Consider the following 14,136-nt stretch of genomic DNA (forward strand, 5'->3'; position numbering starts at 1 on the left):
TACACTTCTTACTCCAATACAAAGGTAGTAGTAGAGGTAGGTTGTCCATTGACAACAATCGTTAGCGTATGCAGACCGGCATAATATTTTCTCGTTGTGATGACTTTGAAAGATTGTTTAGTGGCTACCTTGGTTCTGCCTGTCGGGTACATTTTATCGGAGCATTTGAATCGTTTGGGAGCCTGCTTGCCGTTTGCCTTCATATAACCCATCTCATATTCAATTCGCAGCATCTGTGACTCGCCGCTCTCATTAACGACATCAAACGAAAAATGAAGATCCTCGCCAATGCTAATCGTATCCTGGACAAGCTGAAGCTGCTCAATGTGAATCGAATCCTGCTCATTATAACCAAAAAGACTTAGTGCTTTGCTATGTCCTTTCTTTAGCAATGACCTGCTGGCATGCCGGACAATCCAGTCTGTGTGTACATGTTGTCCGTACCAGGTCGTGGCCAGATCCATAACTAGTTCAGGGTGGTCCTTGGAGATGTCATTCAGATGATTGGCGACACTTTTGCGAACATAGAGGGACTCGTCCTGTTTCAATGCATGCAGAATCGGAAGTACAGGTGTTGGATCAGTGATAAAGTTCTGGAGTTTCGCACCCCATGGCAAACGTGGCCGGCTGCCTTCACTGGCAAGTCTGCGGATATGCTCGTTGTTGCTCTCTGCCCACTCCATCATATGTTTCATCGTTTGGATTGGATAATGTTCAATAAACGGGCGTACCGCGAACTCCGAGCTGGAATAAGGTGTGAAGAGGGTCAGATACTTCATGGATAACTCGTAATCCTCTGGGTCAAGTCCGTTCACTTCGATAAAATCCGGTACAAACAGATATTCAACGCCTCTCATCGTAGGGGCGGCTTGTTCGATAATATGTAATGCTTCCTCATAATTGTCAGGCAGTACTTGGGTCAAAGCCAATGTGATTCTGCGAATGCGCGCTTTGAATTCCAACTGTTCCCAGCCTTCAGCGAAAACCAATTCATGAAATTGCTGTGTATCTAGCTTAGGGTAGAATTGACGCATCTGTTCGCCGGTCCGATTGATTAATGCGGGAGTGTATTTGTCTTTGATAAGTTCCATGGTCCGCCTCCTTTAGTTACTATCCAGTATACCTCAAATTACAGAAATAAGAACGTAAGTTCCTGAAATTTATTTGTATACGGATGAACGGTGTTAAGGCACCCACCTTCTGTATGGGGGTGCCTGAATCTTCTTAACCTTTGCGACTTTTGGGACGGCGCTTCGTGGAATTGGATTTGCGACGGGTTGGAGTCGTATTACGGCGACGTGGAACATTCGTTGCTTTGTTCCGACGTTTGTTTTTGCGTTTGCGGGACGGCTTATATTCTTCATAGTCTGCATCGGCCGCGCTGTTATCCGTTTTTCCTTTTCCAAAAGGCAGAATGCCCATAACGAGTTTCATCATCGGAGCCATCTGCTGGATACCACCGACGACCTTTTGCATTTTGCCTATTCCAGTCATGATTCCATCAATGCCGCCGAAGCGGTCGATCATTCCTTTTAACTCACCGATGTTGGCTAATGAAAAGCCGGAACTGCCAGTAGCAGGCGCCGTTACCGGAGGTGGGGGAACAACCTGAGCTGCACCTCCATAAAAGTTCCCGCCAGCCACACCCTGCCCATAGGGTACGACTGCAGAAGCTTCGACTTCACCGAAGCTCGGGTAATGGGGCTCTACTCCAGGATACATCGGTTGGATCTGGGTTTCATTCAAAGACCGCGGAACCACACCGGGCGGCATATAGGCAGAAGTATGCGCCTGCCGATGAGCATGAGAAGACGGACGTTGCCCTGGTGCTGGCTGGCGGTGATAATAATGCTGTGGCATGAACGATCACGTTCCTTCTATGTTGGATTTCGGAATTGCGTTCCATGAGTTGCATGACAGATGTACATCATAGACCCTTGTGGAACTCCCTTTTGTTATACTGTATGTCATTCGCGGAGAGACGGCGTAGGCGGGTATCCCGGAAAACGGGATATTTGCGGATTTGGGCGCATGTAAGATGGCAGGTTCACGAAGAGTAAAATGAAGTTTAGACACAAAATTGTAACATTTAGGAGGATTGAAATCCTACATAAGTAATCGGATATATACAGGTGAAAACTGGGAAAAAGCGCGGAAATTTCGCCCGATGTACACGAGGGGAGGACAATAGTACCTTTTGTAAGCGGTAACATGTATTTTTATTCTGTAGTGCGTGAAATCGGTAACGCTTGAAATACCAACTCAGGGTGAGTACAATGTAGGTACACAGTAACCGCTAGGGGATGATGATGAAATGCAGCTGAAAAAGCTAAATGATAAAAGCATTGAACAACTATTCGAGGCTATTTTGACGCTAAAAGATATTGAAGAGTGTTATGTTTTCTTTGATGACCTCTGCACAGTTAACGAGATCCAATCCATGTCCCAGCGGCTGGAAGTGGCTCGTATGTTGGGTAAAGGCAATACGTATAACCAGATTGAAGCAGAGACAGGTGCGAGTACAGCTACAATTTCACGTGTGAAACGCTGCCTGAATTACGGTAATGATGGTTATAAAATGACGCTGGAACGCCTGGGACGCTAACATGAAGAAGCCGGGTGTACTCATCATCAGTCACGGTTCACAGGAGCAGACCTGGGTGGAATCCGTCGATGACGCGATCTCCCGGTTGAATCTGCCTGTTCCATTACCGGTTGAAGCCGGTTTTCTTGAACTTGTGGAAGGACGCCTGATCCAGGACGGTATCGACCGACTGGAAGCACAAGGCGTAACCGATATTCTGGTCGTACCTCTATTTGTTTCGTCCGGCAGTACACATGTGGATGAAATTGAATATGCCATTGGTGCAAAGGAAACACCTGATCGCGAAACGGATCTGGAACCGTTCGATGTGAAGGCTCGGGTTCACTTCGGTTATCCGGTGGATAACGATCCGGATATTGCCGTGATGGTGTGGGACAAAGTCCGAGTACTGTCGCAGCAACCGGAGGAAGAAACGATTCTGCTGGTTGGCCATGGGAGTATTCATGATGGTTTTCGCGAGCGTTGGGAAGCCGGAATTTCTTCCCTTGCAGAGCGTGTGCAGGAAGTTAGTGATGTAGCCCATACGGATTATGCATTGCTGAATCCGGAGAGTGTGTACGACAAAGTGAAGTATTGGAGCGAAGAGCGGGGGAACCGAGTCATTGTGGCGCCGCTGTTTTTGAGTGCCGGTTATTTCACGAGGAACGTTATCCCGGGTCGGTTGCAAGAACTGAACTATGTGTACAGCGGTGAGACACTGTTGCCACATCCATTGCTTGGGCAGTGGCTGGAGCGCCAGATCCAGATTTTGCTGGAGAGATGTAATGAAGTTAAAGCTTCTTCTTGAAGTGATCGCTTTGGCATAGGTGTGTGATCGCATCGCTCGTAGTAATGCAGTATCAATTGATTTGAACTCCATAGCTTCATAAACAATCAAACCACGTCGAAGGACGTGGTTTTTGTTTGTTGTAGATCACTTGAAAGAGATTGGGTTATCCATTAATGGGTGCGTGCAATTGCAGATGTAGCTCCAGTAAATTTATTAATTGGTCAACGATCTCCTCGGCCGGATAAGGCATGGAATTCATAATCCACCACTCCAGGAGGCCCACAGCAGCGGAAGCAAGAAACTGTATGGTGATCTCTTTTTTCATACCTTCCTGGATGCCACAGGCATCCATCTGTTCCTCCACTCCCTGGACCAACAATGTCATCAACTTACTACGGAATGCCGGAATACCTTTTTTGGTTAGAAGTGTGGTATAGGTAGAGGCATGCTGTTCCAGATAACGGAAAGTTCTGAGCAGCGCATCCTTGGCCGTAACGGGTGTTGTAGTAGGGCTTTCGATCATACAGGCATCCAACAACCGCTGCAAATAGGTCTCAATGCATTGATCCAACAGGTCGAACTTGTCAGCGTAATGCAAATAGATTGTTCCTCGGTTTACATTAGCCCGATCAGCAATATCGTTTATCGTAATTTGCTCGAAATCCCGTTCTTCCAGTAACCCCACAAAAGCCTCGATTATCGCCTTTCGTGTCTTGAGTACTCGTCTGTCCATGGCCCCTCCTATGATGGTTTTCAACAATAAGGAATCATTCGTTGATTATTCAACAAAAACGGATATTTTAACGATTGAAGCACAGTAGGTGCTTTGTTACTCTTATTTTATCAACAAATGTTGATAAAACAACGATTATTTATAAACCATGAAATTGAGGGATAACCAATGAAGATATTAGTGTATGGTGCAGGTGTTTTGGGCAGTCAACTGGCACAGGTTCTGGTGCGCGGCGGCAATGATGTTACTATTCTGGCTAGAGGGAAGCGGGCAGAGGAGCTGGAGAAGGATGGAATCGTCATCCGGCATATTTTTCAATTCAAAACGACAGTTGATCAGGTTCGGGTAGCCAGAACGTTGGAAGTGGATGACCAATATGATCTGATTTTTGTTGTCATGAAATATAACGATTTTCCTTCAGTCTTGCCTGTCCTGGCAGACAATCAGAGCAGTAATATTGTGATTGTGGGAAACAACGCAGATGCACGAAGCATGCAAAACTTTTTGGAGGAAAACAGCCGGGCACCAAAAAAGGTCGCGTTTGGATTTCATGTGAGTGCAGGGAAGCGGGAAAAGGACCGCATGTTATCGGTCGGTGGAGGCAACGGACAAATGGTGATCGGTAGTCTGGACGGTGAAATAGGCTTTAAACCTTTGCTGGATCAAGCTTTCCAACATGTGAAATACAGGTTAAATGTTCTGAGCGATATTGATGCCTGGCTGAAAAGCCATATCATCCCCATTCTGATGCTTAATGCGGTGAGCTTTAATGAGGAGCGTGAGTTGATCAAGTTGGACGGGAATAGAAAGCAAATCCAACATATGATTAGGGCGATGGATGAAGGCTTTAGCGTACTTGAGGCTATGGGCATAACGATTATACCGGAGATTCAGGCTAAAATGATCCGCAAGCATCAACGGATGTTGTACCTTCTGTTGAAGATCTATAGCATGCTTCCGGTTCATAAGCTGGTCGCGGGTTCTTTTGGAGAGATTGAGGCGTTAAATAATGCATTTACCGATTGGAAAAAGACAACAGGCACCCCGACTCCCCATTGGGATGTGCTGAAAAGAGATTTTACTCCCCTTAAATGAAGTGTTGCTCATTAACCCAATACCGACTACAATAAAACCAACTAATAAAATGGGGATAAGGAGATATACAGATGCGGGAAGTACCTATGCGCTATGTGAAAGCAAATCAGGTTGGTATTGTATTGTTTGTTTTGCTCTCGTTTGTGTTCAATCCAATTGTAGTTCTGGGCTTGCTGTGGATCATTCAGGTGGTGGGGCTGGCTTCCGGTGGCAAATTTAATCTGTTCGTACAGATTGGCAAAGTCGTGCTGACTGGTAAAGGTACAGAGGCGCAGGCGGTGGAGCTACAGCGATTCAACAATATTCTGGCCGTGCTCTTCCTGTCTTTGGCACTCATCTCGTTCTCGCTTGGTTGGGTAGGCGCAGGTTATGTATTCTCCGTCATGCTTCTCGCGGCTGCAAGCGCGGCACTGCTGGGTTATTGTGTAGGCTGCACCGTCTATTTCTGGTATAAACAGCTGCGTGCAGGCAGAAAAATCGGATTTTGAGGTTGGTTGAAAAAGTGATACAGGTATCCGGGATACTACGATAACTTCATAACGAAATCCCCCTCAAGTGAGCTGCCACTTGAAGGGGATTTTTTTTATCTGAACCAGGCCTTATTTAAATTGTTGGTAAAATTGTTATCGTTGAAAGGCACGTTGGCGCTACCGAAGTTTGTTGTGTTGAGTGCATTTCGTGCCGCAGAAGTCAGATCGTCCCATCCGATCAAAGGCTGAGTTCCACCCACAGCATTAGTAACGCCAAGCTCATGGTTCAGCGGCCAGGTACTATTATAGGAAATCAACGGATGGTTACCTTGTGTATTGTTATTGCTAGGTGTAACTTTGGTAAACTGGCCGTGACCGGAATATGCGATAGAGAGGATTTTGGAATTGGCAGCTGCCGGATTATCGACCCACACGACGATTCCTTCCCAATCATGACGATGGCCGAGTCCAGAGGAAGGGGAGTCTTTGGGGAAATACCACGAATACATGATAGCCCACACCCCATTGTGCCATGCGGAGCGGGAGTAGATCTGCCCTGTATTTGAGCTACAGTTCCCATTCGATGACCCGGACGTATTCAAGCCAGCGCTGGTATTGCCCTGTTGATCCACTGCGGGAAAAGGCACGCATCCATGATAGACCTTCAAAAACGGCTGAAAACGCTTGGCTGCTTGTTGCATCACGGTGACTGGTGTGACTTCCTGAAATCCGACAACCTGATCATGATTGATTTCTGCTGCTTCAACAACGGTGACCCAAGGAATACATGCCATAAGTGAGACCAGGAGCATTAACACGATTTTTTTCATTTACACATCTCCTTCAAGGGTATGATGTAGTGCTAAGTCGAGGGTTCACTAAAACTATATTGGAAAAAGGTTTATGTTATTTATCTTTTCATCTTAAGATTTGTAAATTTGTAGCATATCTATGTCATAATCATATGAAGATCATCGAAATCGAAGACTAATTCCTGTCCAAGCGGGCAGAATGGTTGATTAATGAGACTATTTTACATAAAAGGTAGTGGGGAAGATTCAGGATCGGTGCGTGAGGTTTATTGGGTAATGGATGGTTTAGTAGGTACGTATATGAAAAAATATACTTATAGATTACAGAATTCCCGAACGAGAAAGCCCAATTCTTTAGATGTGGGATGAAAGTGAGGTCGGATACGGAGTATCACTATTGTGATGCTTCAAGTATCCGAAATGTCTGCCTTCTTAATTTTTTTAGTTTGTTTCAATTCATCTATTAAACTGATACAATATAGATATGAATGAATATAGAAGAACAAACACAACCGTATCTTTGTTGAACTATCATTTTGTGTTCTGCCCACGATACAGAAGAAAGATATTTCTCAAATTAGAGGTAGAACAGCGCTTCAAGGAACTGGTGCATGAGGTATGTGCAGAGCTTAAAATTGTGATTGTTGCCATGGAGTGCGACAAAGACCATACACATATGTTTCTCAATGCACTTCCAACATTAAGCCCTGCTGATATCATGGCAAAAATAAAAGGAGTCACATCAAAAAAACTACGAGAAGAGTTTCCACACCTTCTGCATTTGCCCAGTTTGTGGACACGTTCCTATTTTGTTTCTACCGCTGGAAATGTATCAAGTGAGACCATCAAGCGTTATGTTGAACAACAAAAGACAAGGGGGTGAAGTAACTGTCTCAGACCCTAACGGTTAAGGTAAAGCTGCTGCCGACTAAAGAGCAGATCCAACTATTGCAACAAAGTAGTCATGAATATATCCGAGTTGTTAATACACTCGTGGCCGAGATGGTAGAAGAAAAGAAAAGGTTGAAGAAGACAACAAAAGACATTCCTGCTAATCTACCAAGTGCAGTAAAAAATCAAGCGATTAAAGATGCGAATAGTGTCTTCTCTAACAAAGTTAAGAAAAGTAAATACGCAATCATACCGATCCTAAAGAAACCGATTTGCGTATGGAATAACCAAAACTATTCTCTTGACTTCACGCACATTTCCATTCCATTCATGGTAGAAGGAAAATCTAAGCGTTTAAAAATTCGTGCATTGTTCATCGACAAGGACCATCGAAACGTTGACCTTTTGAAGCATAAACTTGGTACGCTCCGTGTCACGAAAAGCTCAGGTAAGTGGATAGCCCAAATTGCTGTCACCATGCCAATAACTGAAAAAACGGGTATGCGGATTTTGGGCATTGATTTAGGGCTGAAAGTCCCTGCCGTAGCCATCACAGATAATGATCACGCTCGATTCTTTGGGAATGGGCGAGAAAACAAATACAAGAAACGGAAGTTTCGTAGTGTTCGTCAAAAACTAGGAAAACAAAAGAAAGTGAACGCTATTCGCAAGTTAGATGATAAAGAACAACGATGGATGAAAGACAAAGACCACAAAGTCAGTCGTGAAATCGTTAATTTCGCAGTCGAAAATAAGACTTCTGTCATTCGCTTAGAGCAACTAACGAATATTAGGCAGACGACAAGAACAAGTCGTAAAAACGAAAAGAATCTACACACATGGTCATTCTACCGTTTGGCACAATTCATTGAATACAAAGCAAACATGGCAGGGATCAAAGTGGAATATGTGAACCCTGCATATTCAAGTCAAACCTGTCCAGAGTGTTCAAAAAAGAACAAGGCGCAAGATAGAAGATATACGTGCCCATGTGGATTCAAGAGACATCGTGATATCGTTGGGGCGATGAATATTCGCTACGCAACTGTGATTGGCGGTAACAGTCAATCAGCCTAAGATGCTATATGCACTGTCTTAGGAGGGGTAATGGCATACCCTAATCTTAGCATCTGTCCAAAGCAGAAATGAAATGAGGACGTTAAGCTTAGCTAAGAATCCCAATCACTTTAGTGATCTTGCCCCTTTAGGGGTGGGAGTGTCAAAGGCTAGGACATCTTTACATTTGATGATATGATAGGAGTTAAAGGCTTTGGCATGAGACGGAATTCCTGATGCATAGATATAGGTAAGACGAAAGATTAGAGCAACATTAACGGAAGTTCATTATTGTGTAAAAAATATGCCCTTTTGTGGACTGATGCAACGTAAGAATATGAGGTCGTTTAGACTCATGGATAATGTGGAATAGGTGGCGTATGAGATGAAAAAAGCTCGCTTAATATATAATCCGACCTCAGGCCGGGAAGAAATGAAGAAACGTCTGGCTGACATTTTGCAGCGTTTGGATCAAGGTGGTATTGAAGCTTCATGTCACGCAACAACGGGCGAAGGTGACGCAACCCGGGAAGCCGAACTCGCGATTGAGCGCGGATATGACATGATTATTGCTGCTGGTGGCGATGGCACGTTGTACGAAGTGATTAATGGTATGGCGGAGCGGGAGAACCGTCCTCCGCTGGGTGTGTTTCCTTTGGGAACGACAAATGATTTTGCACGTGCACTCGGCATTCCGAGACAGTGGGAAGATTACGTGGATCTGGTCATTAACCAGCAGCTTCGTCCGCTCGATCTGGGCAAAGCAAATGATAAATATTTTATCAACATCGCCGGCGGTGGATCACTGACTGAACTGACCTATGAAGTACCGAGTCGTCTGAAAACGATGATTGGGCAACTGGCCTATTATATGAAGGGTATTGAGAAAATGGCGAGCCTGTCTCCCCAGGAGCTGATTATTCGCGCCGACGGTCAGGAAGAAATCCATGATGAATTCATGTTATTCCTCATCGCCAATACCAATTCGGTCGGGGGATTTGAGAAGTTGGCTCCAGGTGCAACCATTGATGATGGTCTGTTCGATGTCATTTGCGTGAGGAAATGTAATTTGGCTGATATGATCCGCCTCGTAACGCTTGCGCTGCGTGGGGAACATCTGAACGACAAGAAAGTGGTTCATTTCCAGACGAGTCATATGGAAGTTACGTCGCCAGGTTATGTGCAACTGAACCTCGATGGAGAGTTGGGCGGCACGCTGCCTGCTACGTTTACGAATTTGCGTCATCATCTGATGTTGTATCGTTAAACTTGGCACTTGGCGGAGAATGTGGTCGCTTGCGGAAAGCGTTAATGCCGCAGTGGTTGTTGTATAGCATCGAACAAGTGGTGAGGAGAGTTGGATTCAGCTCTGCCGTAAGGCGTGATGGAAGTGCATTTTCCAGTTGCTGTGTACGGTGGGATCGCGTATAATCTCATGTGGTCACTGTGTGTTGAGCTTAACGAACTCAGAAAGCCCTAATGTGGCGAAATCGCAGAATCCTCGAATCTAACGAATCTCAGCGTCGTTATTTTGGAGAAAATGAACGAAAAAGGTCGGAAAACACCATCCGAAGATGATATAACGTTTCTGAAGTTCATTAGAAATTCGGAACGTTATTTTTGATGTGATACCATATAAGAAGAAAGAAGTGAATGTACGTTGTCTAATACGAACCGCAGCGGTCGTGGAAAAAACCGCCGGAATTCGGCTGCCTCTCAGGGGCAAGGGAACGCTTCAGCGTCCCGTCAGCCAAGTCAATCATCTCGTCCATCTACACGTCAGCAGGGAAAAGAGGTGCGGCCACAAGGCGCATCTCTTTCTGCCGTTCGTCCAAAGGGAAGAACGCATGAATCTGCACCAATCGAAGGACTGCCCGTTAGCAAAAATGAAGAGACCGTCATCGACATCATTGGCATGAACCATGACGGTGAGGGTGTAGGTCGTGCGAATGGATACACGCTCTTTGTGCAGGGTGCGCTTCCAGGTGAAACCGTGCGTGTGCGTGTGATGAAAACCAAGAAGCAGTACGGCTACGCCAAACTGCTGGAAATCGTGAAAGCAAGCCCGGATCGAGTGTCAGCGCCTTGCCCGATCTACGATCAGTGCGGCGGCTGCCAGATCCAGCATATGAGTTATGCCGGACAGCTTGCGTGGAAACGCCAGTTGGTGATCGATAATTTGCAACGGATTGGCAAATTGAACGTGATGGTGGAGGATGCAAAAAATACGGAACAGGGTATTCGCGTCCTTCCTACGATGGGTATGGACGAGCCGTGGCGATATCGGAACAAGGCACAGGTGCCCATTGGTGTGACCGAGGGTGGTCTGGTAGGTGGTTTTTACGCCAAAGGAAGCCATCGCATCATCGATATGGAGAGTTGCCTCATTCAGCATGAGCACAATGACGAAGTGGTCGCAAAGGTTAAAGAGATCGGCAATCATTTTGGAATTAGCGCCTACAACGAAGAGACAGGTCGCGGCTTATTGCGCCATGTGGTTGTGAAGAAGGCATTCCGTACTGGCGAGATGATGCTCGTACTGGTCACGAATGGTCGAGACATTCCGTACAAAGACGAATGGATTGGCAGTATCCGTGAAGCGATTCCGCATGTGGCAAGCATCTGCCAGAACGTGAACAAGAAACAGACCAACGTCATCTTTGGCGATGAGACCCGCGTCCTGTGGGGCCGTGATGTAATCTATGATTATATCGGTGATGTGCAGTTTGCGATCTCTGCGCGTTCGTTCTATCAGGTGAATCCGGTGCAAACGGAAGTACTGTATGGCAAAACGGTAGAGTACGCTGGACTGAGCGGCAAAGAGACAGTAATTGATGCCTATTGCGGCATCGGAACGATTTCTCTTTTCCTCGCGCAACATGCGGATCAGGTGTATGGGGTAGAGATCGTGCCTGAAGCGATCGAGGATGCGCGGAGCAATGCTCTATTGAACGAGATGCGCAACGTCAAGTTCGAAGTTGGTGCCTCTGAGGACGTCATCCCGCGCTGGAAAGAACAAGGCATCGAAGCTGACGTCATCGTTGTCGACCCACCACGAAAAGGCTGCGACCCGCGTTTGCTCGATACCATCCTGGAGATGAAGCCGGAACGCGTGGTTTACGTGAGTTGTAATCCGAGTACGCTGGCACGTGATCTTCGTGTGTTGGAAGATGGCGGCTATCGCACCGTGGAGGTAACGCCGGTGGATATGTTCCCGCATACGGTGCACGTTGAATGCTGTGCGTTGATAGTTAGAAGTAAAGAATAAGCAGAAGGGTTCGAGAATCTGTAAAAGATTCTCGGACTCCCGTCTGCTTTAATTTCGATACGATCGATCAATCTATGAAGGATTTCTGGCGTAAGCTCCTTGAAAGATAGGAACTCCTCAAGGGTTTTCTTCAATTCCGAAAAAGCTAAAGTATCATCTTGAATTTGAAGCGATTCATCGTATTGGCATTTTTTCTGCATCAGTTCGTCTATTTCCAGATTTATAGAAGTAACGTATTCATCATATTCTCTTTTTGGCATATCTCCATCAAAATGCTTATCATGAGCTTGTTTCTTCCGATTTCTCAACTTTTCCATTTGAGTATCTAATGTTCTGAGCACTTTTTCATTCTGTTGCTTTTGCTTTCTTAACTGGTTCTCAAGCTTTTTAATCACAGCATCATTACTTAAATTGGAAACAAGCATTTGAATATCATGTAGAATAACAGAGATCAATTCGGTTTCACGAACGAGATGATCGGTACATTTTTTACTTCCATATTTATTATAACTACCGCACAAGTAGCCTTTGACATTCTTCTTAAAGTGCATGCCACGTCCACAATCGGCACAATATGCGGTATTTGTAAATAGATGTGCCTCTGATTGCGGTCTCGTCCGTTTTCTACTTTCAAGTAATTGCTGAACAACTTCAAAGTCTTTTCTTGTAACAATTGGTTCGTGGGTATCTTGGACGATGATGAAGTCCTTCGGGTCTTTATAGTTCCTATTTTTGTTTGTTACACTTTTAGTTGTTGATCGGCATTGTACCAGATCGCCCACATAATGGGGATTCGTAAGAATTCCACGAACCGTAGATCCTCCCCACATTTCAGAAGCGTTTTTCTTTCCAGCAATTTGTGACGGTGTAGGAATGCCTTCTTCGTACAACTCACGAGCGATACAATCATGTCCTTTTCCCGCCAAATAGCCTCTATATATCCGCCTAACAATATCGGGAGTTGGGTCATTACGAACATATAATCGACCGTCTTTTAGTCCATAACCAAGCGGCGGAATTGAACCTTTAAATTCACCACGTTGGGCTTTAAGTTTGAAAGTCGTTTTTACACGATCACTAATTCGTTGGGACTCCTGTTCATACATCCAAGCATAAAGCCCGAACATATGAACATTACCTTCGGGAGTATTAATGGCATTGTCTAACGTAATAATATCAAGGTTATGATTTAGGATAACATCTCGAATCTCGTAAGATAAACCTCCGTTTCTTGCAAGCCTCGAAAGCTCTTTTGCCAAAATCATATCGAACTTTTTCGCCTTTGCATCGGTTATAAGTCGTTGTAAAACTGGGCGTTTAGAAGTTGTTCCCGATTCAATTTCGACATAAAAGTCGAATACAGTCCAACCTCTTTCCGAAACGTATTTGAGAAATAGATTCTTTTGATTTTCAAGCGAAGTTTTCTGTTCTTCTTTGTCAGTTGAAACTCGTACATATATTGCACATCTCATGCGGCATTCTTCCTTTCGTCATGAGATGTGACCGTATTCACCTGATTATGATCGTAATAGGACCTGATTAAACTGTCAACTTTCTCGTCAATCAAGGTTTGCATGATGTCCTCGAAAGACATTTTGTGTTCAATATTGAAAATTCGCTCAACTTGCATATTAATTCCTCCTCCGATTATTTAGTTTGAGTGCATGCTGGATAGTCGGAAGGATTCGATACACATTTCTTCCACAAAAGAGTATGAATCGTATTTCTATCACTTCACCGATGAAATCTGCAGTATTTCGTTTCAGTGATTTGAGTATATGAAAAAAACAAGCCTTTGAGTTTGAAAAACGGTTCGACTAATGTCTTAGCTTTAGTGATATAAAGCGTTTAAGTAATAAACATTAACGCAACCTACTGTTTTAGTCTTATATTATTGGGCTTTTTTTGTTTTATGCTTTAGAGCACTCTTAATCCTTTTTGACATATCTTCACGCATTTTTTGAGTAATATATTCAAGTAATCTGAGTTGAATCTGATCATATTCCCCATGAGTTACTGTTACAAATGGGACATTTGCTTCATTTAATTTATTGGTTAGATTGTATAGATCTCTAACAGATCTGCTTATAGTTTTAATGTCATAGGCTACAACAGCTTGAACATTTCCATTATTAATTTCGCATAAAAGTTGTTGCAATCTATTTCTATTTAAAGACGTTCCACTTACATCGTTATCAATGAATAACTCCACTTCGGCATCTTTTCCAAATTGTTCTTCTACAAAGTTTAAGCATATTGCTCGTTGATGCTCTACTGATTGATATTCACCTTTATTTTGAGCGGCTCTTGCAGTTCGGACATAAATTGCAATTTTTTGATGTTTATTCATTTTCCTCATTCCTCCATTGTTTCGTATTTTTTATTTTTTGAGAAACTATGTTCTAAATTATAATACGTTGATGATCTTGTCTACGGC

Annotated in this window: 15 protein-coding genes; 8 read left to right on the plus strand and 7 right to left on the minus strand. The window is 44.3% G+C overall.

Going from position 1 to position 14,136, the window contains the following annotated elements:
- Window positions 1-8 precede the first annotated feature (8 nt).
- Window positions 9-1,091, minus strand: a complete 1,083-nt coding sequence (locus tag EL84_RS02000) for a DNA alkylation repair protein (RefSeq protein ID WP_047840506.1) — start codon at window positions 1,089-1,091, stop codon at window positions 9-11.
- Between the two features lie 133 nt (window positions 1,092-1,224).
- The gene (locus EL84_RS02005) at window positions 1,225-1,860 is read right to left on the minus strand and encodes a hypothetical protein (RefSeq protein WP_053061353.1); all 636 of its coding nucleotides are present in this window, start codon (window positions 1,858-1,860) and stop codon (window positions 1,225-1,227) included.
- Window positions 1,861-2,314: 454 nt separating this feature from the next.
- Between EL84_RS02005 and EL84_RS02010 the strand changes: the two genes are divergently transcribed.
- Both EL84_RS02010 and EL84_RS02015 read left to right on the plus strand, forming a co-directional pair.
- Window positions 2,315-2,605: a YerC/YecD family TrpR-related protein gene (locus tag EL84_RS02010; protein ID WP_017690665.1), complete on the plus strand. Its 291-nt coding sequence runs from the start codon at window positions 2,315-2,317 to the stop codon at window positions 2,603-2,605.
- Between the two features lies 1 nt (window position 2,606).
- Entirely contained in the window at window positions 2,607-3,392 is a 786-nt protein-coding gene (locus tag EL84_RS02015; RefSeq protein ID WP_036606050.1) for a sirohydrochlorin chelatase, read from the plus strand.
- Between the two features lie 145 nt (window positions 3,393-3,537).
- On the opposite strand, the gene EL84_RS02020 is transcribed toward EL84_RS02015, so the two are convergent.
- Window positions 3,538-4,107 (minus strand): TetR/AcrR family transcriptional regulator, encoded by a 570-nt coding sequence (locus tag EL84_RS02020; RefSeq protein ID WP_047840507.1) that lies wholly within the window; start codon window positions 4,105-4,107, stop codon window positions 3,538-3,540.
- 168 nt (window positions 4,108-4,275) lie between these two features.
- On the opposite strand from EL84_RS02020, the gene EL84_RS02025 reads away from it, so the two are divergent.
- On the plus strand, window positions 4,276-5,202 hold the full coding sequence (locus tag EL84_RS02025) for a ketopantoate reductase family protein (protein WP_047840508.1): 927 nt from the start codon (window positions 4,276-4,278) through the stop codon (window positions 5,200-5,202).
- Between the two features lie 71 nt (window positions 5,203-5,273).
- Window positions 5,274-5,690 carry a DUF4395 domain-containing protein gene (locus EL84_RS02030; protein ID WP_036606047.1) on the plus strand — a complete coding sequence of 139 codons (417 nt, stop codon included), beginning with the start codon at window positions 5,274-5,276 and terminating at the stop codon, window positions 5,688-5,690.
- 95 nt (window positions 5,691-5,785) lie between these two features.
- Here the strand turns inward: EL84_RS02030 and EL84_RS02035 are convergent, their stop codons facing one another.
- On the minus strand, window positions 5,786-6,502 hold the full coding sequence (locus EL84_RS02035; RefSeq protein ID WP_047840509.1) for an NPP1 family protein: 717 nt from the start codon (window positions 6,500-6,502) through the stop codon (window positions 5,786-5,788).
- A 466-nt stretch (window positions 6,503-6,968) separates the two neighbouring features.
- On the opposite strand from EL84_RS02035, the gene tnpA reads away from it, so the two are divergent.
- From tnpA to rlmD, 4 genes are all read left to right on the plus strand, one after another.
- A complete protein-coding gene (gene tnpA, locus EL84_RS02040; protein ID WP_047840510.1) occupies window positions 6,969-7,367 on the plus strand; it encodes an IS200/IS605 family transposase in 399 nt (132 codons plus the stop codon).
- Window positions 7,368-7,372: 5 nt separating this feature from the next.
- Entirely contained in the window at window positions 7,373-8,452 is a 1,080-nt protein-coding gene (locus tag EL84_RS02045; RefSeq protein WP_047840511.1) for an RNA-guided endonuclease InsQ/TnpB family protein, read from the plus strand.
- A 364-nt stretch (window positions 8,453-8,816) separates the two neighbouring features.
- The gene (locus EL84_RS02050; RefSeq protein ID WP_047840512.1) at window positions 8,817-9,698 is read left to right on the plus strand and encodes a diacylglycerol kinase; all 882 of its coding nucleotides are present in this window, start codon (window positions 8,817-8,819) and stop codon (window positions 9,696-9,698) included.
- Window positions 9,699-10,091: 393 nt separating this feature from the next.
- Window positions 10,092-11,699, plus strand: a complete 1,608-nt coding sequence (gene rlmD / locus EL84_RS30650) for a 23S rRNA (uracil(1939)-C(5))-methyltransferase RlmD (protein ID WP_053061354.1) — start codon at window positions 10,092-10,094, stop codon at window positions 11,697-11,699.
- On the opposite strand, the gene EL84_RS02055 is transcribed toward rlmD, so the two are convergent.
- From EL84_RS02055 to EL84_RS02060, 3 genes are all read right to left on the minus strand, one after another.
- On the minus strand, window positions 11,609-13,171 hold the full coding sequence (locus EL84_RS02055; protein WP_082218804.1) for a recombinase family protein: 1,563 nt from the start codon (window positions 13,169-13,171) through the stop codon (window positions 11,609-11,611). The genes rlmD and EL84_RS02055 overlap by 91 nt on opposite strands.
- Window positions 13,168-13,329 (minus strand): hypothetical protein, encoded by a 162-nt coding sequence (locus EL84_RS31950; RefSeq protein ID WP_161799400.1) that lies wholly within the window; start codon window positions 13,327-13,329, stop codon window positions 13,168-13,170. The genes EL84_RS02055 and EL84_RS31950 overlap by 4 nt, the downstream gene beginning before the upstream one ends.
- A gap of 261 nt (window positions 13,330-13,590) precedes the next feature.
- On the minus strand, window positions 13,591-14,049 hold the full coding sequence (locus tag EL84_RS02060) for a recombinase family protein (RefSeq protein ID WP_047840513.1): 459 nt from the start codon (window positions 14,047-14,049) through the stop codon (window positions 13,591-13,593).
- Between the last annotated feature and the right edge of the window lie 87 nt (window positions 14,050-14,136).

It is taken from the genome of Paenibacillus sp. VT-400 (genome assembly GCF_001029205.1).
Lineage (GTDB): Bacteria > Bacillota > Bacilli > Paenibacillales > Paenibacillaceae > Paenibacillus > Paenibacillus amylolyticus.